Origin of the sequence: Pedobacter nutrimenti, from assembly GCF_032678445.1 — a bacterium.
Classification (GTDB): Bacteria; Bacteroidota; Bacteroidia; order Sphingobacteriales; family Sphingobacteriaceae; genus Pedobacter; species Pedobacter nutrimenti_A.
In genome coordinates, this window is the sequence record NZ_JAVTSQ010000002.1 from 252,146 (window position 1) to 276,715 (window position 24,570).

Sequence of the window (24,570 nt, forward strand, 5' to 3'; positions counted from 1 at the left end):
TTTAGTCCCTTCAGCGGATGGTCCATCGCTAAAACACGATGCGGACCGGTCAACCGTGGGAATTTATCCTTGTAGCCCGGAGGGATACAAAAATATTTTGTAAAATTTTTATACATTTGAAATACTGGTCTAGACCGGAAAATGCTTTGCTTTCAGAGGCTAAGGGCATTTCCCGGTAATGATAAAATGGTGTGAACTCATTGTTTTATTTCATCAGCATTTAAAACAGGGACGTTGGTAGCGTTCCTGTTTTTATACCGGCTATCCCTGCATTACGGATCTCTTTGATTTCTTTTCATGTGGTTTGTTGGTTGTTGGTTATCGGTTTAATTGATTTTTATTTAATTAGACATCACCGTAATGGTTCTGCCTTCTATTTTGAATTTAACTTTCTCCGCACGTTCAATCATTTTCAAAACTTCAGACACATTTTTATCCCTGGAAACAATGCCCCAGAAGGTGAGCGAAGCAAGTTCTTTACGGTTTCCTGCATAAACAACATCTACATCATACCACCTGGAAACCTGGTTCATGATGTTCTCTAGATTTTCATTATTGAAGCGGAAATAGCCTTCCTTCCAGGCCATAGTTGCCTTCAGGTTTGCTGGTCTGACCTGCAGCTCATGGTCTGCATTCAATACTTCCTCTCCTGGCTTTATGATTTTAGATTGAAGGCCATCCAGAGCGCTCACTTTTACTGATCCTTCCAGGAGCGTAGTAGTCGTTTGGTTGTCTTCTGTATAACTGTTGATGTTAAAATGCGTACCCAATACGGTCACTTCCTGTTGCTGTGTTTTTACAACAAAGGGATGGAACTTGTCTTTTGCTACTTCAAAATAGGCTTCCCCTTTGAGCTGGACACGACGTTCTTTTGATGAAGCAAATGAAGCCGGGTAAGTTAGAGAAGAAACATTATTTAGCCATACTTTTGTGCCATCCGGCAGTCCAACGCTATATTGTTCCCCCTTAGCTGTAGAGAGTGTATTCCAGGTATTGGCTGTTTGCCCGACAGATGCTTTTACTTCGTACATCAACTGTCCGTCTTTGGTTTTGGAAATTTGGATACCGGCCTGGTCTGCTAGTTTACCTACTTTAGCGTCTGACAATTTGATTCTCTCACCATTGGCGAGGGTAAGGGTAGCTGTATTTTTTCCTTTTGAGGCGATATCATTTGCATATTCAGAAACCGGATGATGGCCTTTGCTTTTATAGAAGTACAAACCAAGGCCCATGACCACAAAGATCGCTGCCGCTGCTGCTAATCGAGGCCAAAGCTGTACCTTTTTCTTTGGGATCTCTAATCCAAGGCTATAGCGTACGGCATCAAGGTCCTTTTCCCGGTCGGATAAAGATAAGCTTTCATAGAGGTTACCTTCCTGATAGGTCATATACCAGCTTTCTATGAAAGCGATTTCCTCTTCGGTGCAATCATTAGCTTTATACCGTTCCAGTAATTGTTCATAATCTTCTATGGGCATATCTTTTTGGGCCTGGCTTTTTTTCCAAATCCGATACCAAGACGGTTAAGTCGGGCCCAACATGCAGATGAAATCAAAAAATATTTTATTTTTTTAATGTTTGATCAGAAAGATCAGATAAGTTAGCAGACCTAGCCTGGACCGGAGTATCTTCAAAGCATTAGATACCTGACGGTTAACTGTTTTTTCAGAAATCCCCAATTGTTCTGCAATTTCTCTGTGGCTAAGGTGTGTTTTTCTGCTCAGTTCAAAAACCATCCTCATTTTTTCCGGAAGCGCGTTGATCTCTGCTTCTATAACTGCAGACAGCTGCTTTTCGCGAATCAGGTGATCGGGTAATAACTGCACCTGTTCATGGGCAGAAAAGCTTTTCATTGATTCTACATATTTTGTGCGAACCTTCTGACGGGAAAAATGATCAAGAATGCTGTGTTTTAACGAGGTGTATAAGTATCCGGAAAGATTGGTATGGATCTGTATACTTTCCCTTTTTGTCCATAGTGTCGCAAATACCTCCTGTATAATGTCCTGTACCTCTTCTCTATAGGGTAATTTCTTTAAAGCATGGTGATGCAGGATAAATTTATACCTTTCAAATATTTCAGCATAAGCTAAACGGTCACCGTTCTGGAGCAATTGCAACAATTCCATATCCGAGCGCTTAGCGTAGTTTTCCATATATGATGCGCTTTGAAGAAAGAGGTTTTTGAAAATTCCATCCAATAATATGTAAATAATTTTGCAAACAATAATTTTCTGCCATTTACGCCTTAAACAAAAAGAGGCTGATTACCTTTTTGAATTGGTCATCAGCCTCTTTATTGTAAATTCTGAACTTTACTTCCGTTTTCTGCGGATGAGCAAGATCATTCCGATCAGGAACAGTGTTCCTGGAATCACCCCATAATAGACAACCTGTATAATTTTTACACGGGGTTTGGTGAGCTTGATGGTATTGTCTTTAGATTCCGGCCGACTAACATCTACCGGGAATTCTCCATAAGCAAACCAACTGAAAATGCTGACCGCAAGGCCTGAATTGGCAGTGCGCATATTCGCCCTGGCCAATTCCATGTTACTGAAAAAGTCAGCATCGCCGGATACTAAGATCCGCTGCTCTTTGTTATTTATCTTTCGGGTCAGTGTCAATGCTGTCGGAAATGAGCCCTGCTCATCACCATTTTTCGCTTCCACTGTCAGTGCCGCTGAATCCAGGGTAAACTTGCCTTTTTTAAGCCAGCTGGTTTGAGCATCTGTCATTAAAATTGGATGAACGTCAAAAGGCCCTTTGGGATCGTAGCTTAAAGCAGCAGCATCGGGCATGGATACCACCCACTGATAAGCATAAAACAATTGCAAAGATGGCGACATTGCCACTGCTCCGGCGGCTACTTGTGGGGTAACCAGTCCATAAGAATACTCCCGGCTTTTTTGAACGAGGGTTCCATTGAGCATTTTGACCCCAAGGGAGTCGAGTAAAGGGTTCACAACGCTTTGTTTGCCAGGTTCACCGGCAATCATGAGGTTCCCGCCTTCAGTGACATATTTCCGGAGCTTAGTCAATGCTGACGCGCTGAAGGCAACCTTTGGATCGGCAATAACCAATGCCGAGATATCCTTAGGAATCTGGCCGTTTTCCAAAGACACACTGTCCATGTCAAATCCCTGGTTGATCAGTGAGCCCCTGGTAATTTTTTCATTGAGCAACTTTTTATAATCCCGGTCGCCCAGTTTGTCCATACTCCGCTGATAACCATCTGTCGCAAAAACAATTTTAGGAGGTGTCACGAGCAATCGTTTTAAAGCCGCCCCGGTTTCTGCTTCTTTAGGCCACATATTCCGTTCATAAGGAAAGGTGCGTAAAAAAGTTGCTTTCCCTTTATATTTCAACTGCATGACCGTACGTGCGCCCTCCTCGCGCAGGTCAATCTGCTTATGGATTTCCTTAGGCGTTAAAAATTTATCAAGGTCAAGTTGGTTGGCATTCGACATAAACACGACATACTTATTAAAAGTCGAATTATATTTGATGAGGTTTTCAGTCATGCCAGGAATACTGTCGTAATAATAAACCCATTTCAGGTTGATGTTAGGCTTAAACCTTAAATAAGGTTCCCAACGGGCAATATCTGCAATGCGGTCACTTGGGCTTGCCCTGTTATAGGAATCTTCGATTCCATTGACATATTCTGTCATTTCAATCGGCCCGTCACCCAATTTTTTAAGGAGCTCCTGACTGGCCTTAGTGAGCGTATTTGTTTTGGTGGCAGTAGCATCATAATAACCGATCATTGGCTGGCGTGAACTGATATAAGTGATGCTTAAGGCAACCACTGTAATCAGCGCATATCGCCCAACCTGTTTGAAGGTAGATTTTAAGACCCTTTCCATTTCCAGTTTAGTAATGGTAAAAGCCAGGAACATCCCGGTTATGGCCAGGTAATAAATGACGTCACGGGTATTGAGCAATCCGGCCATCATGCGTTCCGCGCGGCTGGGCATAGATAAACTAAAGGTCAGATCGCGCACAAAATCCATATCTTGTCCAACTGTCCCAATATAATTCATAAAGGCCAGTACCACAAAGGTACTGATGGCTGCTACAGCCTGGTAAGAGGTTAAGCTGGACACAAAGATCCCGATCGCTGCGTAGGCGTTGATGAGCAGATAAGCTGCAAACAAAGCCACCAGAATATGCGGATAATCAAAATGCGGGATCATCAGAGCCGCGCCTATAACAAACAGGCTCAAAACACCTATGATCACCAGATTATAGGTCAGCATGGCCGCGAATTTACCATACACCACATGGCTGAGTTTTACCGGGGAAGAATAGAGTAATTTGATACTTCCACTGCTGGTCTCCCGACTAATGATACCCATCGTGATCAGTGGAATATACAAGTACAAGCTATTCAAAATATGAACAAGAAGCCCCAGGTTATCAGGAGACGTAAATAGACTACTGGTTAAAAAAGGACCACCTTTTGTACGTTCTAAATCAGGCATAATACCTGTAAAGCTTAGACTAACCTGCATAAACAGGATGATCATCAGCAGCCAGGCAATCGGGGAATAAAATAGCAGGCTGAGCTCCAGCCTGGCTATTTGTATGATTTTCTTCATCTCTTTAAAAATTTATCTTTTTTCTGGCATCAGCACCAGTCTCACATAGTTTTGATCCTGAATATATTTTGCCGCCGTTTGCTGTGCTGTTTTTACCGTAACGCCGTTTAGTACCGCATCATAATCATAGAATTGGGCGAGCGGTTCTTTATTCATCACCTGTGAGGTCAGGTAATCCAGCCAAAAAGCATTATTGGTCGAGCCGGTCTGCAGACCTACCTTTCGTGCAGCCTTAAACTTCTGCAGGTTTTCTGTCGATGGGCCTGAAGTTCTCATCTTGTTCACCTCTTCTCTGGCCGAAGCAATCAGCTTTTCAGCATTCTGCGACGCACAATCAAATGTAATGATCAGGCTAAATCTGCTTTTCAGGTATTTGGACATATTCATCTGCACATTGGGCGTATAGGTTCCGCCCTGCTGATCCCTTAGCCTTTGGGTCAGGCTAATCTTCAACGCATCGGCCACGGCGTTCATGTTGACCGTATTCTGAAAATTATAGTCAAAATCGCCTGAATAGGTCAAAACGACACTTGATTTTTGCTCATTGCCCAGGTACACTGTCTTTGAAATCTGACCAGCCGGAATATGAATACCTACATCCCGCGCTGTTTCCTGTAGGTTTTTAGCAGGTAAAGAGCCCAGGTATTTTTCAAGTAAAGGTCTGAGGGTTCCTTCATCCAGATTGCCTACGAAAAGAAAGGTAAATCCGGAAGCATCGGCGAAGCGCTGCTTGTAGATCTCAAAGGTTTTGTCCAGCTTGATCTGGGCCAGACTTGCTGCATTTTGTGGCCTTTTGCGCACATGATAATTTCCTAAAACCAGGTTTACCGTATCCATAAACACTTTAGATCGGTCATTTCCTGTGGTCGCCAGTTCTTCTTTAGTCCTTTCAATCAAAGTCGCAAAAGCTTCCTCGTTCTTACGGGGTTCTGTAAAATAAGCATGCAGCAGCTCCATTGTGGTTTGCAGGTCTTGTGGAGTAGTCATCCCGCTAAAGCCCTGGTATTCGTCTACTATAAACGGACTGACCTGTACTTTTTTACCAGCCAGAAGCTTGCCCAGTTGCAGCGCATCATAATTTCCTGCTCCTGCAGCCATAGTTAACTTGGCCGCATTGATGGCGCTTAGGTAATCTGCATCTGAAGATAAACTCGCTCCTCCTGCTGAAATACCTTTGATCAAAATCTGGTCATTCTGGAAATTGGTCTTTTTTAACAGTACAGTCATTCCATTGCTCAGGATTAACTTTTGTATACCAACAGCTTTAATTTCTTCGGCCGATTTGATCTTTCCTGGTGTAGGCTCAACCTTCAGCAGGGGAAGGTCCTGTGTATCTTCTTCTGCATCAGGCAGACTTTGCGTATACACATTCTCTATCCAGCGATCCACGGTGGCCGCGTCGGGCAAGAACCCTTTATTGTGCTCAGACCCTTTGACGATGATATCACGGTCTTTAGATTTAAGATAAGTACCCATCAGGCCATTGATCTCCGCTAAAGTAATGTCAGGGAGCAACTCGGTAGTCAATTTGGATTCTTCTTCGATGCTTTGCGGTATATTACCGGTCAGGAAGTGCTGCAGGTAGGGTTTAATGAGCACCTCTGAGGCCGTTTTGTCTTTCTCGCTCAGTGCATCGGCCATCTTTTGCTGATGACTCTTTTTCACCCTTTCGAGTTCTCCTTTAGTGAACCCTTGCTCCTGTATTCTACGCAATTCCAGCCATACACTCTTCAGCGCCTGTTCGGTCTCTGCCGGCTTGGTGCTCACTCCAACCGAAAAAGAGCCTAATCCACCCGAAAGCGTCGAAAAACCAGCAAGAGATATTCCTCTGAACCTGTTGTTGACCAGCTGCCCAAATAGGGTCTTCAACAGAAAGGCGCGGTAGTCGGTCGTTGTCACGATCTTGTCAGCGTATTCCTTCATCAGGACCTCCACAGATATACCGGGTATTTCCGGATCCAGAAACTGCATGTACTGGCCTTTGCCAGTCAGTTTAGCCTGATAAACTGTCCGTTCTTTTTCTGGCTTTGGATTTTTCAGGTCTGAAAACTTCGCTTTGATGTCTTTTTCCATCTGATCGGGATCAATGTCTCCGACCACCAGGATGGCCTGCAGGTCTGGCCGGTACCAGTCCTTATAAAAACTGCGGATCTCCTGTGGGGTGACTTTTAACAAAACCTCTTCTGTACCAATTGGTAAACGGGAACCATAACGAGACCCATTGGTATAAAATGGGATAGCCTTTTCCTGGTAACGCTGAGAAAGTCCATCGCGATAGCGTTTCTCTTCCAGGATTACGTGACGTTCACGTTCCACATCTTCGGCCTCGATATTGGCTTCCTGTGCCCAGTCGCGCATAATTTGTAAACCGTTAGCTAATAAATCCGGATTGTCCGACGGTAAGGGCAATTGGTACACCGTCTCATCAAAGCCGGTATTGGCGTTAATATCTGCACCAAACCTTACTCCGGATTTTTCCAGGTAATTGGTCAGCTCCTTCTTAGGGAAGTGTTTGGTTCCGTTAAAACTCATATGTTCAACAAAGTGGGCCACGCCTCTTTGTTGATCGGTTTCCAGAATGGAACCGACTTTTACAGCCAAATACATGGTCACTCGTTTTTCGGGGGTTTTGTTCTTACGGATGTAATAGGTAAAGCCATTGGCTAGTTTCCCTGTTCGTACAGCCGGGTCCAGGAGTAAGGCTTGTGTGCCCAGCTGGGTCTTGCATCCCAGGGGGATACAAAGCGCGGCTATTCCAAAAAAGCTTAAAAATCTATATTTATTTAACATGTTACAGCTGTAAATGAGGTTTATGAATGGAACCGCCAGATTGAATGATCTCTACAATCTTTTCATTTTCAATAATGATCATGCCCTGACGGTCGGTTGTGATTCCGGAGGCAAGCGTATACGGATAAGTTGGTACCCCGTCTTTCATCACCGTTGGCAGATAAGAGAACTGCAGGTTATCGCAGGCTTTGCCCAGGGCCTCACCTACTTCAATGATGTGTGTAGAGACCACAAAGAAACTGTTCCGGTTTGCCGCAAAGGCCTCGGTCACTGCGAGGGTGGCATCATAGGCATCCTTAACGTTCGTTCCTTTGAACAGCTCGTCAAACAAGACATACAGATCCAAAGATTCACTCACCGCTTTAGCTACGGTCTTTGTACGGAGTACTTCTGCATAAAAGTGGCTGTAACCCATATCCAGGTTATCCGAAACATTGATCGAGGAGAACAAGCCATCTTTCACAGAGAATTCCATCCGCTTAGCTGCCACCGGAAAGCCCATATGCGCCAGGTAAACCGCAATTCCCATCGATTTCATAAAGGTCGATTTACCCGCCATATTCGCACCAGTTAAAAACAGCACATTACGTTCTTTAGTCAGATGCAGGTTATTGCTCACCCCTTTTCTTAAGCCCGGATGGCGGAAACCTTCCAGGTCCAATACCATGTCCGCAGCAGGTAAGGCCTTCGCATAGACAAAGTCCTCTTCCTGCGCCACGGCAGCTACTCCTATATATACATCCAGTTCATAGATCAATTTCAGCAAGGTTTCCATCTCCCGCATCATCGCATGACGGATGGTATAATCATTGCGGATCAACTGGCCGAGTGATGGCTGTCCTTCAGGAGTATTCAAAATACTTAGAAGTTTCGGGGCCTGAAGAATCCCTTGTATGGTGTCCAGATCTTTCTGGTAGATCTCCACGCCGGTCTTTCCTTTTAATTCTGAAAAGAAATCACGGAAAGCTTGTAATACTTCAATCGTAACCGATTGTCCGGCTTGTAGTTGTAATAATTCGGCATTATGAAAAAGCACCTGCCTGAACTTCTTGGTAAAGATGCCCCAGGCCACTCTTGGCAAGGAAGCCCCGGCACCGCCAGCCAGGTAATCTTCCATGGATTCCACTTGTGAACGGATCACCGGGAAGATCAGGCTGTTTTTCTGAAAGAAAGCAAACAATGCACTTCTGTTGTTGATTTGGTCGGGATTGTTCAATGGTTCCCGGAACATGCCGTCTAGTACTTTCTCCCCGCCCCGGGTTTGCAAATGGTTGAACAAGCTGTAAATGGATTGCTGTTTAAACTTGCCCTGCAAGTTCAGGTCTTCTATGGTTTGTTTATCAGCATGGAAGTATTGATATTGTGGTTTTGTACCCTTTTTATCTTTGATCAGTTCCAATACTCCTTCATTGTTCACAATGATCATCCCATGGCGATCATCCGTAACTCCTTCCGCTAGTGTATAGGTATAGACAGGTTTCCCCTGCTCCATACGGGTTGGAAGATACCGGAAGCTCATGTTGGGGCAACGCTCCTTTAACACTGATCCGGCTTCCATGATATGTGTAGAAACGACGAATAAGGAATGCGGTTTCTTTGCAAAAGCTTCCATAATGGCAATGGTGCCTTCATAGGCATCCTTCACGTTGGTGCCGCGGAACAGCTCATCAAAGATCACAAACAGGTTCTTTCCTGCACCCAGCTCTACCGCCACCTTTTTTACCCGCAACACTTCAGCATAAAAATGGCTGGCGCCCATAGCCAGGTTATCCGGAAGGTTGATGGTGGTATACATCCCATCGCAAACCGAGAATTCCATTTCTGCTGCTGCGATCGGAAAGCCCAGGTGGGCCAGGTAAACCGAGATCCCCAGCGATTTCATAAAGGTGGATTTACCCGCCATATTCGCCCCGGTCAGAAATACAATATTTCCATCGGGGTTCATTTCTAAGGTATTGGGAATTGCCCGGCTTAGCAGCGGATGATAGACACCCTTCACCCGAAGGCGGTTCTCATCGCGCTGTAAGGCCGTTGCAAAAATATAGCTGCGTTCAGTAGCTACCCTGGCAATGGAAATACACACATCCAGGTGATAAATCTGCTGCAGGATCTTCTCCAGCAGGCCACGCTGCTGGAAACGCAAAATATTATCGTATTCCACGATCTTGCCTGAGGAGATCTTACCTTTGCCATGGTCCTTAAAGATCAGCTCCAGCTCTTTGGCATTCAATAAGGCCAATACTGCTGTGACTTGTTTCCCGTAAGGATTACCGGCTACTTTTGGTTCAACATCCTGCATAAACTTTTTAAGTCCTTGCAAGATCTCCATCAGTGCGGTTACACTTTGCCCGGCCGCATTAAAATCAGCCATGCTAAAGCCCTGGTTGGACAGACGGCTCCGCGGATCGGTATTGGAAAGGTACCTTTCGGCCTCTTCAAAACGGTTGCCCTGCAAAGGAAATTCGGTTTTGCTTTCCTGGAAATACCGAAGTACCGCCACCCGTTCATTAATAATCTGATGGTCTGAAAGCGGACTGCGGAACATTTCCTCCAGCAGGGCCGCACCACCCTGCGTGAAGGTCTTGTTGAAAATATGATAGATAGAATCGCTCCCCGATTTGGAGAAAACGTTCAGATCGTCGATCGTTTGTTTATCGGTTATAAAGCTCATTTTATTTACGTTTTCTGCGGATCAAAAGCACCATACCCAGCAAAATAATGACTGCCGGGATGACCGCGTAATACAATACTTTTAAAGTTTTCATCCCTGCTTTGTTCAGCTTTAGATGCGCATCTTTTGGACTTGGACGGCTCATATCTACCGGGAATTCAGCATTGGAAAACCAGCTAAAGATGCTGATCCCAACAGAACCATTCGCTGTTTCCAGATTGCCCCTGGTCAGTTCCTTGTTACTGAAAAAATCAGCATCCCCGGTAACCATAATCCGCTGTTCCTTGTTTTTTATTTTGCGGGATAGCATCAGCGCTGTCGGAAAGGATCCCTGCGCATCACCCGTCTTTTTATCAAAGACCAGTGCCGCCGAATCCAGTACGAATGGTCCTCTTTTGATCCAGCTGGTCTTTTCATTGGTCATTAAAATCGGTTCAACTTTAAAGGTCCCCTGATTCTGATCCTTTAGAGCCGCTGCACCTGACATAGAAACTACCGTTTTTTCTTCATATGGCTTTTTGAGTGCTGGTGACATCACTACCGCTCCTGAAGTAAGATTTGGGGTAACCAGACCATAAGAATAATCCCTGCTCCGCTGTACCAGCGTTCCGCTCAGCATTTCAACACCCAGCGAATCCAGTAAAGGATTTACAATAGATTGTTTACCCGGCTCACTGGTAATCAGTGTATTTCCACCTTCCCGAATATATTTCCGTAAATTGGAAAGTGCGGCAGGACTTAGTGCCGCTCTCGGGTCACTAATCACCAGCACGGCAATATCTTTAGGAATTGTACCCTGCTCCAAAGAAACACTGTCAATATCGAAACCCATATTGATCAGCGAGCTCCTGGACTGTTTGGTATTGAAGAGCATTTTATAGTCCCGGTCACCGATTTTGTCTACGCTGCGCTGATAAGCATCCGTCGCAAAGACAATTTTAGGCGGGGTTACCACCAACCGTTTTAAAGCGGCAGCAATCTCAGCTTCCCCAGGCCAGCCGTCACCATCATCAAAGGTCCTTAAAAAGGTAGTTTTCCCTTTGTATTTCAGCTGCATCACCATCCGGTCGTTTTCCCCGCGAAGGTCTATCTGTTTGCGGATCTGCTCGGGGCTTAAAAAACGGCTGGTATCCATATCCTGGGTCTTCGCCACGTCTTTGAATACAGTCTTTATACTTTTACCCGGATTAACCGCATAGAACTGCGGGTTCGTAATGTCATAATAATACACCCAGTGCAGGTTGATATCTCCCTTAAAACGCAGATAAGGTTCCCATTTGGCAATCCCGTAAAGCCGGGCAACCGGAGCACCGACTGAATAACTGTTATCCAGCCCGTTGATATAAGCGGTCATTTCCACTGGTTCATCGCCCATCTTTTTCAGCACATCCTGAACTGGCTTTACGATGGTGTTAGCCTTGGTGTCTGTGGCATCGTAATACAAGATCACCGCCTGGCGGGAACTGAGATAAGCTACTGCAAGACCCACTACTATAATGGCAACATATCGGCCAGCCTGGTACAAAAAAGACCTGGAGGTACGCGCCAATTCCAGTCTTGTAATGGTAAAGGATAAAAAGATCCCCGAGATGGCTACATAATAGATCACATCACGGCTGTTGAGTAATCCTTTCACCATTCTTTCTGCGCGACTGGGCATAGAAAGACTATAGGTCAGGTCCCGTACAAAGTCAATCCCTTGTCCAAAGCCTCCGATATAATTCATAAAGGCAAGCACCCCGAAAGTGCCCAGGGCAGCTACAATCTGGTAGCTGGTGAGACTGGACATAAAGATCCCGATGGCCGAATACGCACTTAAAAGTAAAAAACAGGCCAGCATAGCCACCAGTACATGCGGATAATCAAAATGATCAACGAGACTGGTACCAAGGATAAAGAAAAGGCCCGAGATCACCAGGATAATCACCAGGTTATAGACCAGCATAGCGGCAAATTTCCCATAAATGATTTCCCTGAGTTTTACCGGAGAAGAATACACCAGCTTAATGCTTCCACTGCTGATCTCCTGACTGATCAGCCCCATGGTGAGCAGCGGCGTGTACAAGTATAAACTTCCAAGCATGGTATACAGAATACCAGTAGTAGTTCCTGAGGAGGTGGTGAACAGCCGGTCTGTTAAAAACCCGTTGTCTCCAATCAATTGCTGCAGCTGCAGCAGCTTTGCTAAGCCCGGTATAAAAGCATGGGTCATTTGAACAAAGAAGACCATGATCAGTAACCAGGCTATCGGCGAATAAAATAGCAGACTGAGTTCCAGCCTGGCTATTTGTATGATTTTTTTCATCAGTATATCGTCATGCTTAGTTAGAGATTCTGGACAATTGGGCAAAGGTTTCATCTAAGGAATTCTTTTCCATATTCAGCTCACGCAACCGCCAGCCTTGTCTCGCGCTTTCCTGCACCAGGGTCTCAGAAATGCTTTTGTCACCGTTGAAATAGATTCTCAATTGTTTTTCGGTCAGGTACTCTACCCTGGTAATGCCCTCTATAGCTTGAAAGGCTTCTGCAGGAGGTGCATTTTCCATCACCACCAGCATACTGTGCGGAGCGATATAGTTGTCAAAGGCTTCCATGGTATCTGCAAAAACAATCCTGCCGCTTTCAATCATCACAATGTCCCTGCACAGATACTGCACCTCGGTCAGGATATGCGTAGAAAGGATCACTGCACGGTCGCTGGCAATGTCTTTGATCAGTGCACGCACTTCCAGGATCTGGTTCGGGTCCAGCCCGTTGGTCGGCTCGTCAAATACCACCAGCTTTGGCTTATGGATAATGGCCTGGGCAATACCCACACGCTGCTTATAGCCTCCTGATAAATTCTTGATCAGACGTTTATTGATATGGCTCAAGCCGCAGCGCTCCTTCACCTCTTCCAGGGCATTTTTCAACTGGTCCTTTTCTACGGAGCGCAAAATGGCGGTATGTTTCAGGTATTCATCCACCGTTAAATCCATATATAAAGGTGGAGTCTGCGGCAAAAAGCCGATCTCCTGTTTGGCACGTTCCGGCTCTTTACGCAGGTCGATCCCATTGATGATCACTTCACCTGCAGTAGGGGTCAGTACCCCGCAGAGAATGTTCATGGTGGTAGATTTACCGGCCCCGTTAGAGCCCAGCAAGCCCAGGATCCCGCTTCTTGGGATCTCGATATTAATGTCGCGGATAGCCCAGCTGGTACTATAACGATGCGATAGTCCAATAATACGAACGATTGGTTCCATATTTTAAATGTGTGTTAAGTATTTATTCGAGAAGAAAGCTGTAGGAGCCTTTAAAAATTAAAAATCGTAGACCAGAAATGGGTCCGCAGCGAGATTTCCCTGGGCATCGTTCGGCAACCATACCAAGGTATAGTTTCGGTAGCGCCATTTGTTCACTTCTGCTGTTATGGTACCGACATCCGTTAAAGTATAGCGGGTTAAAAGGCTACCCGATGCCTGATCATAAAACTCAACGAGAACATCCGTAACCGCTGAAGTCGCATTTACAGTGATGTAATCCGTAAGTTGTTTGTAGGCCAAATTGCTAACAGACTTGTCCGTCCCTTTACCGGAGATATGGACCCTTACCGGTTTTTTATCCGGAGAGAGGTTAATCAGGCGTAAGCCCGCAACGCTGTCTGTAAGCGAATGATACGGAGGTATTTGATTAACCGAAAGCATTTCTGGCTGTGCGAGCGTTCCAAAGAGAAACAACGTGCTGGCTTCTTTGGCACCGAGATTAAGCGACAGTTGATAAACAGGCTTATCTTTTGCGTTGGTATCCGGAATTTTATAAATGAGGATAGGTTGTGCTTTGGAAGGAAGCGCCACGTGATTATTAGGCGCGTAAACACGATATTTAATCCACATCGTATTTCCTAATCCCGCACTGGGGCGTTGTTCGCTAAAGTTGGCAGCCAGAAAATCACCGCCTGGCAGGGCGTTGACAATGGTCAACGCGGTTAAGGTTTGAGGCTGGACGTCTTTTTTACAAGAAACGATTGCTGAGAAAAAAAGCCCGGCCAAAATATATAGGAAAATCAGATTCTTCATGATGTTCAGTTTCTAGTGATAGGTGTGGTTTTAATAATTTGGATTTTGAGTTAGAAAATGATCTCTTTGCAGTTCTGTTTTCGGGATTGGATACAGCAACTGGTAGTTACCCCGCCAAGGTTGTTTAGCTGGAATCGCCGAAAGGACTTGCTCTGCTTTTCCAGTCCGTTTTAAGTCAAACCATCTGTGGCCCCATTCCCCAAAAAGTTCTGTTTGCCTTTCTTTCGCAATGGCGGCCAGGGTCTGTTCTTTGGTCAGGGTAGTTGGCAATGGCACTATCCCGGCGCGACGACGCAGTATATTGAGGTCCTCAATGCCCGCAGAAAGCTGTCCGCTGAGCGCAAAGGCTTCTCCCCTGATGAGGTACATTTCAGCGAATCTCAATACCATATAATATTCTGCAGCAACGCCACCTACAACCAGGTTGTGATACCCTGTTTTATATTTATAAATAAATCTCGCACGATAGTTTACACCTGATTGTGTAAAATCCGTACTGTCTATCCAGGCCGCTTTACGAAGATCACCCGGTTCAAATGCTTTAAGCAAGTAGGAAGAAAGATCACCCGAAGTTCCGGTGTGAAGCGGAGAAGGAAGCATCCCAACCGCCTCTGGCACTGCATTACCAATAAATATTTTATTTACATTTTGCTGCAGCTGCCAGATGGTTTCTGAGCTGTTCTTCAAAAAAACTTTGTTCAGGTCAGCCGTCTCCAGCTGATAAAGGCCTGTTTGTCCGATTACATCCGTAGCTTCCTGAATGGCTTTACTATTGTCTCCAGTATACAAATAAACCCTGGCCAGCAATGCTTTAGCCGCCCACTTATTGGCCCTGATCCGTTCTCCACCACCAGCCGAATAATCTGCCGGCAGTGCATTGGCTGCATCGATCAGATCGTTGATGATCTGCTGATATACAATAGCGACTGCTGTTCTGGGTTTGTTAGAATTTTCAGCAAGGTTTGTAGAGAGCAATAGTGGTACATCACCAAAGCAATTCACCAGATAGAAATAGCTAAAAGCACGAAGAAATTTAGCCTCAGCGATCAGCTCTGTTCTGGTTTGTGCATGGAGTAAAGCCGATTTTGAGGCCTCGATTCCCTCCAAAACCCCATTGGCACCATAAATGGTCTGATAAGCTGAAGACCAAATATTATTGGCTTCCCCACTCTCTGCAGTGAGTGAATTCCGGGCAAGATCTCCAATATTGTTATTTAAATTAAACGCTAAGTTAATTTCATCAGCAGAAGCCCGTGCAGTTTGACTGGTCAGTCCACTGGCAAAAGAAGAGCTTGCATCTGTGTTGATCATTTGTGTCAATATACCAGCCATAGCGCTTACGGCCTGTGTATCGTTATTAAAAACCTTATTGGTAGTAAGGGTATTTTTAGGATCTGGAATTTCTACCAGTTTATTACATGAAAACAATAAAAATACTGATGTCAGCAGCAATAATTTATTTGAATGATGGTTAAGCATAGTCATGGTTTTATAAGGTCAGTGAAAGGCTTGCAACAATCGTTTTAGCCTGTGGCAGCGATCCAAAATTTTGCGTGTCCGGATCAATTCCTTTATATTTGGTAAATACCCATAAATTTTGTGCATCTACAGAGAAGCTAAGGCGTTTACCCTTAAGAAATTTCTGTGGCAGCATATAACCTAAACTCACCGTCTGCAACCTCAGAAAAGAAGCGTCTGTATAGGCCAGATCGGAATTCAATATGTTTGAATTTGAGGGTGACCCGGTGACAGAGGTAAGAGCAGCATATTTACCTGGCTGTCCAGGCTGTTGCCAACGATTATTAAAAACTTCAGTTGGTATATTCAGCATATTACCTGCAGGCACACCTGAATAAAACGCGCTAAGGCCCATTTGATTTTTATAATATAAATTAACCATCAACGAAAAGTTTTTATACTGAAATCTATTGTTCATACCGACCGCGAACTTCGGATCCCTGTTCATGACGATATAACGGTCGTCAGTTCCAGTACCTGGCCGTACAGTAGGATTTGCCCCAACCGTTCCATCACGGTTATGATCTTCATAAACGTACTGACCTGTCATCGGATCAAGACCAAGATAATGCAGCAAATAAACATCATTTACTGATTTACCAACCACATACTGTGTGGCGTAACTAGAGAGGTTAAGATCCGGATAACTTAGCAAAATGTTCTTATTGAACCCTGTGTTCAAACTCAAATTCCAGCTAAAGTTGTTTGTTCTGATCGGCACGTCACTAATTGAAAATTCCCATCCGCTGTTTTGAACGACCGCCGGCCAGTTGGCTGTTACCGAGGCATATCCCGTAAACAGAGGCGTCGGATAGTTGGTCAGCTGATTGCCACACCGGTTCCTATAGTAGTCTACATTGATATTAAGATCTTTAAACAAGTTCACTTCAAAGGATAAATCCAGTTTTTTATTCACTTGCCACTGAAAATTTGGATTTACAGCATGTAAACTAATCAATGGGGTAATCCCACCGTAGGTATAACCCGGAGTCCCATTATTCACACTAGACCATTGGCTGATGTATTGATAATCACCCACGCCATCGCTACCCGTAAGGCCATAGCTTCCTTTAAACTTCACAAAATCAACAAAGGAAGGAAGGATGTTTTTGACCCAGGATTCTTCGGATGCAATCCATGCAAATCCTAAAGACCCAAAATTTCCATATCGTTTTCCAGGTCCGAAACGTGAAGAGCCATCTCTCCTTCCACTGAGGTTAATGATATATTTCCGGTCCCAATTATAGTTAATCCGGCCAAATACAGCCGCATATCTAAGTTGTCCGTAGGTATCACCGAAAATCACTACAGTAGGTGCAAGCTGAAGAGAGCCTAAAAGATTATCATCCGTATAGCCTAATCCATAAGTATTCTGTCCCGAAGTCACCGTCTTACTGAGTGCAGTACCCAAGAATGCCGAAAAATCACCCTTCCCTATAGTGGTGTTATAGTTGATTTGCGGTTCGATGCTCCATGTTTGGTTATTATTCGTTCCGATATTCAAGGCGCCCGTTGGATTATACATCGGATTTTGCGCCGTAATGGGTGATTTAGTTTCGCTCTTCTCACTGGTGGTATTAAAACCGAAGAGGCTGGAAATTTGAAGACCTTTGAACAGCTCATAAGACAGGTTCAGCTTGCCCATTGCTAAAGTTGTTGCTGAAGTCGTTAAAGCCCCTAGTGTCCCAAAGGGATAACTATTTGGAAGTCCAACGTCATTCCACTCTTTATAATTCAATTGTCCATTGTTGTCATAAATCGGTGGTGCATTTGGAGGAAGAGTAGCAACAGAAGGCGTAGAATTGATATTCGAATTTGAGTAGGTATAATTAACCGATAGATCCGTTTTTAGCCTTTTGTTAAGGGCATTATTATTAATACTGAGGGCTACCCCGGCTACTTGGTCGGATCCGCTCACCGTAAGTATAGAGGTTGAACGCGTATAGCTTGGACTAATGCTAAATTGTGTATTTTCATCTCCACCGGAAATCGACAGATAAGTTCTGGTCATTTGACCCGTACTTCCCCACAATGCCTTCTGCCAATTGGTGTACCTGGTGGTGTCCCATCCTACAATATCAGGAGCATTTTGTAATGTCAATGGAATTCCATCATTTTTAAATGCTTCTTTCCTCATTTTCACATAGTCCCTGGTGTTCAGCATATCCCAGTAACGGGTCACCGCAGAAATCCCATGGGTAATACCTGCTGAAATCTGTGTCGGTCCAACTTTTCCTTTTTTTGTCGTAATCAAAATCACACCATTAGCGCCCTTGGATCCATAAATTGCTGTAGCATCGGCATCTTTTAATACATCAATACTCTCTATATCCAGAGGGTTGATGTTAAACAAAGGGCTTTGGCCATTTCCTGCTGTATAACTCCCGTTTTGGATGATCCCCGGAGATCCATTTTCATAACTGGCATTACCCCCAACATTGAGATAGGTAAGTGGTACCCCGTCAATGATATACAATGGTTCTGAAGGATAATCCGGGCTGATGGTACTGCGGCCACGGATCTCAACCTTTACTGTGCCACTGGCGTAACCTGTAGCTGGTGTTACTGTCATCCCGGGTACTTTTCCCACCAAAGCCAGAAGTGGGTTCATTACGGGTTGCTTTGCAATTTCCTCTGCGGTAACCGAGGCAATATTACCTGTCGAAAAACGACGGCTGGTTTTCCCATAGGCCATTACTTGTACCTCATCTAACTTGGAGTCACTCAATTGTAATCTGATCTCCAGTACACGGTCACCGATTCCAACTTCCTTGGTGACATAACCCATAAAAGAAACCTGTAAAATGGCATTATCAGGAACATCTTTTAGAATAAATTCTCCGCGTGCATTGGTTATGGTACGGGCTTTTCCGTTTTTCACCGAAACAGTTGCCCCGGGCAATTGCAATCCATTTGCATCCAGCACGTGTCCTCGAACATCTGTATCTTTAAAAACACCTGCAATCTTCTCGAAAATGGAGGGTGCTTTTGCCTGTACAACGATAGACTTTTTGGTGATGGAATAAGTTAGTGGAAGTCCTTTAAAAATTTCTTTTAAGGCGTTGTCCAAAGATTCATTTTGAAGTTTTACATCCACCTTAATTTTAGTCAGATCAGTATCTTTCCAAAAGAAATTATAACCGGTCTGCTTTTCTATAGTTGAAAAAATAGTGGTGAGCGCTGCATTATTTTGCTGAATATTAACATTTTGCGAGTATCCAACAGCCGACACTTGTACACAAGCGATGGTGATGATGAAAAAAATCAGTTTCATGACCAAAATGGTTTTACGCATCAACCGCCCCGTACACCAGGGGGTTTTCGCATATGAGTATAAATTCATACGTTTGTATTGTTTGGGTTTGGATTAATTTTCAAGAATTATTCATCAGTCCGATTTTATCGGATAAGGGTAACCCAGGCGCAATTCCGGGGAAAAGTGTCGAAGCCTTCCCCGGATTTTGTGTTGCAGAGCTACCTCTTTAGAAAGCTAACCGCTTTGTTGTAGAAATTTCTTCATTTTGGTTGGTTGGTTTTTTGGTTGATTATTTAGTTGATTATCTTTTTCTGCGTTATTGCATGACTATTATTTTTCTTCCCTCTATCCTGAAATGTACTTTGCCTAATTCCAGTACCTTCAATACTTCTGAAAGGGTATAACTTCTTTCAATTTTTCCATAAAACTGTTCTTCCTTTACAGTCCCTTCATAAACTACATCTACATCATACCAGCGGGCAATCTGGCGCATTAAGGTCTGGATATCGGTATGATCAAATTTAAACAGCCCATCTTTCCAGGCCACCACTTCATCTGCATCGACCTGTCTTACACTGATCTGCTGGTCCTGTGCCAGAACAGCCTGTTGATTGGGTTTAAGCAACGTACCATTTACATTTACACGGCCTTCCAAAAGAGTTGTTTTCACATTAGGTTCATCTGCATACGCATTGATATTGAAATGTGTTCCCAGTACTTCAACAGTCTGCCCCCGGCTGATCACCTTAAATGGTTGGTCTTTGTTGTGTGCGACTTCAAAATATCCTTCTCCTGTTAATTCCACAATTCTGTCTTTACCCTTAAACCGGGTTGGATACTTTAAAGATGAAGCTGCATTCAGGAACACTTTCGATCCGTCTGCCAGCGTTAAACTATATTGACCACCTTTAGGGGTAGACATCATATTATAAACGGACTCCGTCCTTTTTCCAGCTTCTTCCTGATAAACCAGTTCTCCTTCTGCAGTCTTTTTAATCAGGGCATCTTCTTCTTTAGCCAGATTTCCGTTCTTAACATCGGTCAGGCTGATCTGCTGCCCATTGGCTAAAGTTAAAATGGCTTTATTGGATCCTGGATTAACATCACTGTATTTACTCCGGTCCAGGATGGTATGCTGATCTGCAGACTGGTGGTTATAATAAAATAAGGCTGCTCCAGCTATCAGAATCACAGCTGCCGCTGAGGCGATCCTGGGCCATAATCTAAAGGGTTTGGATTGTAGTTCCCTTTGAGTTGGATGACCAAGACCTGCATGACTGAAGGTTCGTTCGCGCAATTCATTTTCTATCCGGTCAAAATTGATTTCATCCTCTTCAAGAACAAGGCTGTCTGATTTTTGCATATACCAGTTTTCTAGTCTGGCCTGCTCTTCTGCAGTGGCCAAACCCTGGTTATATTTCCGAATCAATTCTTTTGCCTGTTGCTTATCCATAATTTTTCGAGGTTAATTTACAGGTAAACGGGTGAAAGTAAATTTGGGGGTAGAAGATTTTGAAAATAATTTCAGCTTAGCGGAAAAACAACAAAATCCAAATGCCAACCCCCACGTCATTGAGCTTTGGCTTTATGGCTTTTAAAGCGTTTTGGATTTGTTTTTTGACCGTTTGTTCAGAAATATTAAGCTTAGATGCTATTTCTTTATGAGATAGGTCTTCTTTTCTGCTCAGCTCAAAGATCTCCCTCATTTTGGGGGGAAGTTTCTGAATTTCTCTTTCCAGAATTTCGAGGATTCTTTTTTCATCGATAGTGTCTACCTGGTCATTTCTGGGATCAGAAAGAAAGGCCGCAATTTCACCAATGTAATCGCTTCGAACTTTATTTTTTTCAATCAGGTCAAAGACCCGGTTTCGCGCAGCGGTATATAGTAATCCGGAAATATTGGTGTTGTTCTTTATTGCCGCAGCCTTTAGCCATAAATTACTAAAAACCTCCTGAACAACGTCTTTTGCATCGTCCTCCTCCCGGATCATCTTATACACATGGGCATAGATCAGTTTCCAGTACCGATTGTAAATTTCTGTAAACGCAGTCTCATCTCCCTCTTTCAACAAGGTTGTCAATTCTGGATCAGGAAGTGCACTATAAGCAACCATGAGACTTATCTATTATTCTAAATTGGGAGGATTTACAAACAATGTTAACAAATTAGGTTGAAATTAATGTTTTTAAATCTGGAAATTTAACGCATGTGGCGATTAAAACAAAAAAGCCTGCTATCGTATGATAACAGGCTTTTTAATGTTTTTGATCTAAGATTTGCGGACCGGACGGGACTCGAACCCGCGACCTCCGCCGTGACAGGGCGGCATTCTAACCAGCTGAACTACCGGTCCGTTTCCCTTTCGGGGCAGGCTTTTAAAGAGCCTCTACTTTTATTAAAAACAAAAAGCACTTTTGAGAGTGCTTTTGCGGACCGGACGGGACTCGAACCCGCGACCTCCGCCGTGACAGGGCGGCATTCTAACCAGCTGAACTACCGGTCCGTTGTTCCCTTTCGGGATTGCAAATATAGAGCCTTTATTTATATTCACAAACTATTTTTAAAAATAATCGTAACTCATTAAGCTACAGATCCTTCTTTCATTTTTTCTGCGTTTTCAGCAAACTGTAAAGCGTCGATCAGCTCCTGAACGCCACCATCCATCACCCCGCTGAGGTTATATAAGGTCAAACCAATGCGATGATCGGTTACCCTTCCTTGTGGATAATTGTAGGTTCTGATCTTCGCTGAGCGGTCTCCTGTGGATACCATAGTTTTACGACGGGCAGCAATATCTCCGTTTTTTTTCTGTAATTCAATATCATACAGTTTACTGCGAAGCATCTCCATCGCGATCACCCGGTTACCCAGCTGTGAACGTTCCTGCTGACATACCACAACAATGCCTGAAGGCCTGTGGGTTAATTGCACTTTGGTTTCTACCTTATTCACATTCTGACCACCTGCACCACCTGAGCGGGAAGTTTGCAGGTCGATATCTGCTGGATTGACGTAAAGATCGATCTCTTCTGCTTCAGGCAAAACTGCAACCGAAGCCGCTGAAGTATGTACACGCCCCTGGGTTTCTGTATCCGGTACACGCTGTACACGGTGAACACCCGATTCATATTTCAATTGCCCGTAAACATCCTCACCCGACACCTTGAGGATCACCTCTTTGTAACCACCTGCTGTTCCTTCAGTAACATCAACAGTCTCTACTTTCCAGCCTTTGGTTTCAAAGAAACGGGTGTACATTCGATATAAATCTCCTGCAAATAAAGCTGCCTCATCTCCTCCTGTACCGCCTCTGATCTCAAAAACTGCATTTTTAGCATCTTCAGGATCAACCGGGATCAGCATCACCCGAACTTTTTCCTCCAGTTCTTCCTGTTGTTTAAGCAACAAATCCAGTTCTTCTTTGGCCATTTCACGCATTTCCTGATCCTTTTCTGTACTTAGGATTTCTTTGTTGGCCTCAATATTACTCATGACATTTTTGTAGATTTTATACTGGTCTACAATTTTGCCTAAATCTTTATACTCTTTATTTAAAGCTGCAAAACGCTTCATGTCCTGAACGGTATCAGGATTACTCAACTGCTCTTCTACATCCTCCCAGCGCAATTTAATGGCTTCTAATTTTTCTAACATATCGTTCTAAAGAAAATTATTTTCATTCACTTTTATCCCCGGCAGTAAACAAACAGCCGGATGTATAGCGTAGCGTTATTTATTTGGACCACAAAAATAAGGTTTTTCGATCAATTATTTCGACTCAAAATAATTAAGGCATAGCTCATTGCCATCAAAAACAGCATAAGAATAAAAATTAAGCCATTCACCAAGGTTAATATAGCGGCTATTTCCAAACAATTGCAGGTCTAGTGGTAAATGACGGTGCCCAAAAATAAAATAATCATAATGGGTTTTCTGCAAGACCTCTTTGGCATAAACAGCTAACCATTCATTCTCCATTCCCATGAACTTTTCTTTACTCACCCCATCGGGTGTAGTACCTGCAGCCCGGCTACTGGATGACCAGCCATTGGCGATACCCATTCCTATTCTGGGTGGAACCAGTGAAAAAAGCCATTGGCAAATCGGGTTTCTGAATATTTTGCGGAGAAATTTATACTTGCGGTCACCGGGTCCCAATCCGTCGCCATGATGAAGGTAAAAACGTTTTCCGTTTCTTTCCATTTCAAATTCATCACTAATGATCTGTATGCCCAGTTCTTTGGTAAAATAATCATTTACCCACATGTCGTGGTTCCCCTTAAAGAAATAGATCTTAATCCCCTGGTCAGACATCTGGGCCAGTTTACCCAGCAAACGAACAAAGCCTTTGGGAACTACCGTTTTGTATTCAAACCAGAAATCGAAGATATCTCCCATTAAAAAGAGCTCACTGCAGCTTGGTTCTATGTAATTTAACCAGCGAACAATACGATTTTCCCGGGTCCTGCTGGTCTTTTCATCAGGAGATCCCAAATGGAAATCAGAGGCGAAATATATGTTTTTTACCATCTCTGAGGGCAAAGATAAACAAATTTCGATCGGTGTTTTGTCAAAAAGTTCTAGGAGTTATGTAGAATATTTCTTGATAACCCGTTTATTCAAACAAAAGTTTGTAAATTCGCCCCAAAATTTAAATACATGATTTCTACAGATATAGCCATCATTGGCGCCGGCCCCGTAGGTTTATTTGCGATTTTTGAAGCAGGATTACTCAAAATGCGTTGTCATTTAATAGACTATCTTCCACAAGTTGGGGGACAGCTTTCTGAGATTTATCCCAAGAAGCCAATTTATGACATTCCTGGTTATCCAACTGTTTTGGCACAGGAGCTCATTGACAACCTAATGGAACAAGGTAAACCATTTCACCCTGGTTTTACTTTGGGCGAGCGTATTGAAGGCCTGGAGAAACGTGGTGAAGGCGATTTTGTGCTGACCACCAATATGGGAACGATCATTGAATCGAAAGTTGTGGTTATTGCTGGCGGACTGGGTTGCTTTGAGCCCCGCAAACCCGCAGTTGCAGGATTGGAACAATTCGAAAATGGTCGTGGTGTAAACTACATGATCCTGGACCCTGAACAGTACCGCGGACAGAAAATGGTGATTGCCGGTGGTGGTGACTCTGCCCTGGACTGGACCATCTTTTTAGCCGATGTTGTAGAAGAACTCACCCTGGTTCACCGCAGCGAGAGCTTCCGTGGAGCACCGGATTCTGTAAATAAAGTGATGGCTCTTGCTGAAAGCGGACGCATCAATCTAATATTAAACAGCAATTTAAACTCTGTTTCAGGTTCTGGAAAACTGGAGAATGTGGAAATCATTCATAACAAATCTTTAGAGGTAACCAATGTTGCTGCCGACCATTTAATTCCTTTATTCGGACTAAGCCCTAAATTGGGTCCGATTGAGCAATGGAACCTGAACATCAACAAAAGTGCGATCGAGGTGAATACAGACGACTATTCGACCAATATCCCTGGAATCTACGCTATTGGAGATATCAACACCTATACAAACAAATTGAAATTGATCCTTTGTGGTTTCCATGAGGCTGCGTTAATGAGCCACAGCGCTTACCAGTACATGAACCCAGGCGTTAAATACACCATGAAATATACCACCGTTAATGGCGTAAGCGAATTTTAATT

15 protein-coding genes and 2 tRNA genes are annotated in these 24,570 nt (G+C 43.9%); 1 reads left to right on the top strand and 16 read right to left on the bottom strand.

What is annotated here, in order from left to right:
* Window positions 1-341: 341 nt before the first annotated feature.
* From R2S08_RS03835 to R2S08_RS03910, 16 genes are all read right to left on the bottom strand, one after another.
* Window positions 342-1,478, bottom strand: coding sequence for a FecR family protein (locus tag R2S08_RS03835; RefSeq protein ID WP_316833929.1), 1,137 nt, complete (start codon window positions 1,476-1,478; stop codon window positions 342-344).
* Between the two features lie 93 nt (window positions 1,479-1,571).
* The gene (locus R2S08_RS03840) at window positions 1,572-2,156 is read right to left on the bottom strand and encodes an RNA polymerase sigma-70 factor (protein WP_316833930.1); all 585 of its coding nucleotides are present in this window, start codon (window positions 2,154-2,156) and stop codon (window positions 1,572-1,574) included.
* 159 nt (window positions 2,157-2,315) lie between these two features.
* Window positions 2,316-4,604 (bottom strand): Gldg family protein, encoded by a 2,289-nt coding sequence (locus R2S08_RS03845; protein ID WP_316833931.1) that lies wholly within the window; start codon window positions 4,602-4,604, stop codon window positions 2,316-2,318.
* Between the two features lie 12 nt (window positions 4,605-4,616).
* Entirely contained in the window at window positions 4,617-7,394 is a 2,778-nt protein-coding gene (locus R2S08_RS03850; RefSeq protein WP_316833932.1) for a M16 family metallopeptidase, read from the bottom strand.
* Between the two features lies 1 nt (window position 7,395).
* Window positions 7,396-10,065 (bottom strand): MutS-related protein, encoded by a 2,670-nt coding sequence (locus tag R2S08_RS03855; protein WP_316833933.1) that lies wholly within the window; start codon window positions 10,063-10,065, stop codon window positions 7,396-7,398.
* A 1-nt stretch (window position 10,066) separates the two neighbouring features.
* Window positions 10,067-12,370: a Gldg family protein gene (locus tag R2S08_RS03860; RefSeq protein WP_316833934.1), complete on the bottom strand. Its 2,304-nt coding sequence runs from the start codon at window positions 12,368-12,370 to the stop codon at window positions 10,067-10,069.
* A gap of 16 nt (window positions 12,371-12,386) precedes the next feature.
* On the bottom strand, window positions 12,387-13,310 hold the full coding sequence (locus tag R2S08_RS03865) for an ABC transporter ATP-binding protein (RefSeq protein ID WP_316833935.1): 924 nt from the start codon (window positions 13,308-13,310) through the stop codon (window positions 12,387-12,389).
* 57 nt (window positions 13,311-13,367) lie between these two features.
* Entirely contained in the window at window positions 13,368-14,123 is a 756-nt protein-coding gene (locus tag R2S08_RS03870; protein WP_316833936.1) for a hypothetical protein, read from the bottom strand.
* A gap of 30 nt (window positions 14,124-14,153) precedes the next feature.
* Window positions 14,154-15,602 (bottom strand): RagB/SusD family nutrient uptake outer membrane protein, encoded by a 1,449-nt coding sequence (locus R2S08_RS03875; RefSeq protein WP_316833937.1) that lies wholly within the window; start codon window positions 15,600-15,602, stop codon window positions 14,154-14,156.
* A 10-nt stretch (window positions 15,603-15,612) separates the two neighbouring features.
* Window positions 15,613-18,984, bottom strand: coding sequence for a SusC/RagA family TonB-linked outer membrane protein (locus R2S08_RS03880; RefSeq protein WP_316833938.1), 3,372 nt, complete (start codon window positions 18,982-18,984; stop codon window positions 15,613-15,615).
* A 229-nt stretch (window positions 18,985-19,213) separates the two neighbouring features.
* Entirely contained in the window at window positions 19,214-20,350 is a 1,137-nt protein-coding gene (locus tag R2S08_RS03885) for a FecR family protein (protein ID WP_316833939.1), read from the bottom strand.
* Window positions 20,351-20,426: 76 nt separating this feature from the next.
* Entirely contained in the window at window positions 20,427-21,011 is a 585-nt protein-coding gene (locus R2S08_RS03890) for an RNA polymerase sigma-70 factor (protein ID WP_316833940.1), read from the bottom strand.
* Between the two features lie 166 nt (window positions 21,012-21,177).
* A tRNA-Asp gene (locus R2S08_RS03895) sits at window positions 21,178-21,251 on the bottom strand.
* Window positions 21,252-21,327: 76 nt separating this feature from the next.
* A tRNA-Asp gene (locus R2S08_RS03900) sits at window positions 21,328-21,401 on the bottom strand.
* Window positions 21,402-21,478: 77 nt separating this feature from the next.
* The gene (gene prfA / locus R2S08_RS03905) at window positions 21,479-22,552 is read right to left on the bottom strand and encodes a peptide chain release factor 1 (protein ID WP_316833941.1); all 1,074 of its coding nucleotides are present in this window, start codon (window positions 22,550-22,552) and stop codon (window positions 21,479-21,481) included.
* A gap of 114 nt (window positions 22,553-22,666) precedes the next feature.
* Window positions 22,667-23,428, bottom strand: coding sequence for a UDP-2,3-diacylglucosamine diphosphatase (locus R2S08_RS03910; protein ID WP_316833942.1), 762 nt, complete (start codon window positions 23,426-23,428; stop codon window positions 22,667-22,669).
* Window positions 23,429-23,557: 129 nt separating this feature from the next.
* Here R2S08_RS03910 and R2S08_RS03915 point away from each other — a divergent pair, with 129 nt between their 5' ends.
* Window positions 23,558-24,568 (top strand): NAD(P)/FAD-dependent oxidoreductase, encoded by a 1,011-nt coding sequence (locus tag R2S08_RS03915; protein WP_133779234.1) that lies wholly within the window; start codon window positions 23,558-23,560, stop codon window positions 24,566-24,568.
* Window positions 24,569-24,570 lie beyond the last annotated feature (2 nt).

Bases quoted from the DNA above. Each gene is read 5' to 3' on its own strand.
- R2S08_RS03845 (WP_316833931.1), bottom strand. From the start codon at position 4,604: ATGAAGAAAATCATACAAATAGCCAGGCTGGAGCTCAGCCTGCTATTT.
- R2S08_RS03910 (WP_316833942.1), bottom strand. From the start codon at position 23,428: ATGGTAAAAAACATATATTTCGCCTCTGATTTCCATTTGGGATCTCCT.
- R2S08_RS03860 (WP_316833934.1), bottom strand. From the start codon at position 12,370: ATGAAAAAAATCATACAAATAGCCAGGCTGGAACTCAGTCTGCTATTT.
- prfA (WP_316833941.1), bottom strand. From the start codon at position 22,552: ATGTTAGAAAAATTAGAAGCCATTAAATTGCGCTGGGAGGATGTAGAA.
- R2S08_RS03875 (WP_316833937.1), bottom strand. From the start codon at position 15,602: ATGCTTAACCATCATTCAAATAAATTATTGCTGCTGACATCAGTATTT.
- R2S08_RS03850 (WP_316833932.1), bottom strand. From the start codon at position 7,394: ATGTTAAATAAATATAGATTTTTAAGCTTTTTTGGAATAGCCGCGCTT.
- R2S08_RS03890 (WP_316833940.1), bottom strand. From the start codon at position 21,011: ATGGTTGCTTATAGTGCACTTCCTGATCCAGAATTGACAACCTTGTTG.
- R2S08_RS03915 (WP_133779234.1), top strand. From the start codon at position 23,558: ATGATTTCTACAGATATAGCCATCATTGGCGCCGGCCCCGTAGGTTTA.
- R2S08_RS03835 (WP_316833929.1), bottom strand. From the start codon at position 1,478: ATGCCCATAGAAGATTATGAACAATTACTGGAACGGTATAAAGCTAAT.
- R2S08_RS03880 (WP_316833938.1), bottom strand. From the start codon at position 18,984: ATGAATTTATACTCATATGCGAAAACCCCCTGGTGTACGGGGCGGTTG.
- R2S08_RS03885 (WP_316833939.1), bottom strand. From the start codon at position 20,350: ATGGATAAGCAACAGGCAAAAGAATTGATTCGGAAATATAACCAGGGT.
- R2S08_RS03840 (WP_316833930.1), bottom strand. From the start codon at position 2,156: ATGGAAAACTACGCTAAGCGCTCGGATATGGAATTGTTGCAATTGCTC.
- R2S08_RS03855 (WP_316833933.1), bottom strand. From the start codon at position 10,065: ATGAGCTTTATAACCGATAAACAAACGATCGACGATCTGAACGTTTTC.
- R2S08_RS03870 (WP_316833936.1), bottom strand. From the start codon at position 14,123: ATGAAGAATCTGATTTTCCTATATATTTTGGCCGGGCTTTTTTTCTCA.
- R2S08_RS03865 (WP_316833935.1), bottom strand. From the start codon at position 13,310: ATGGAACCAATCGTTCGTATTATTGGACTATCGCATCGTTATAGTACC.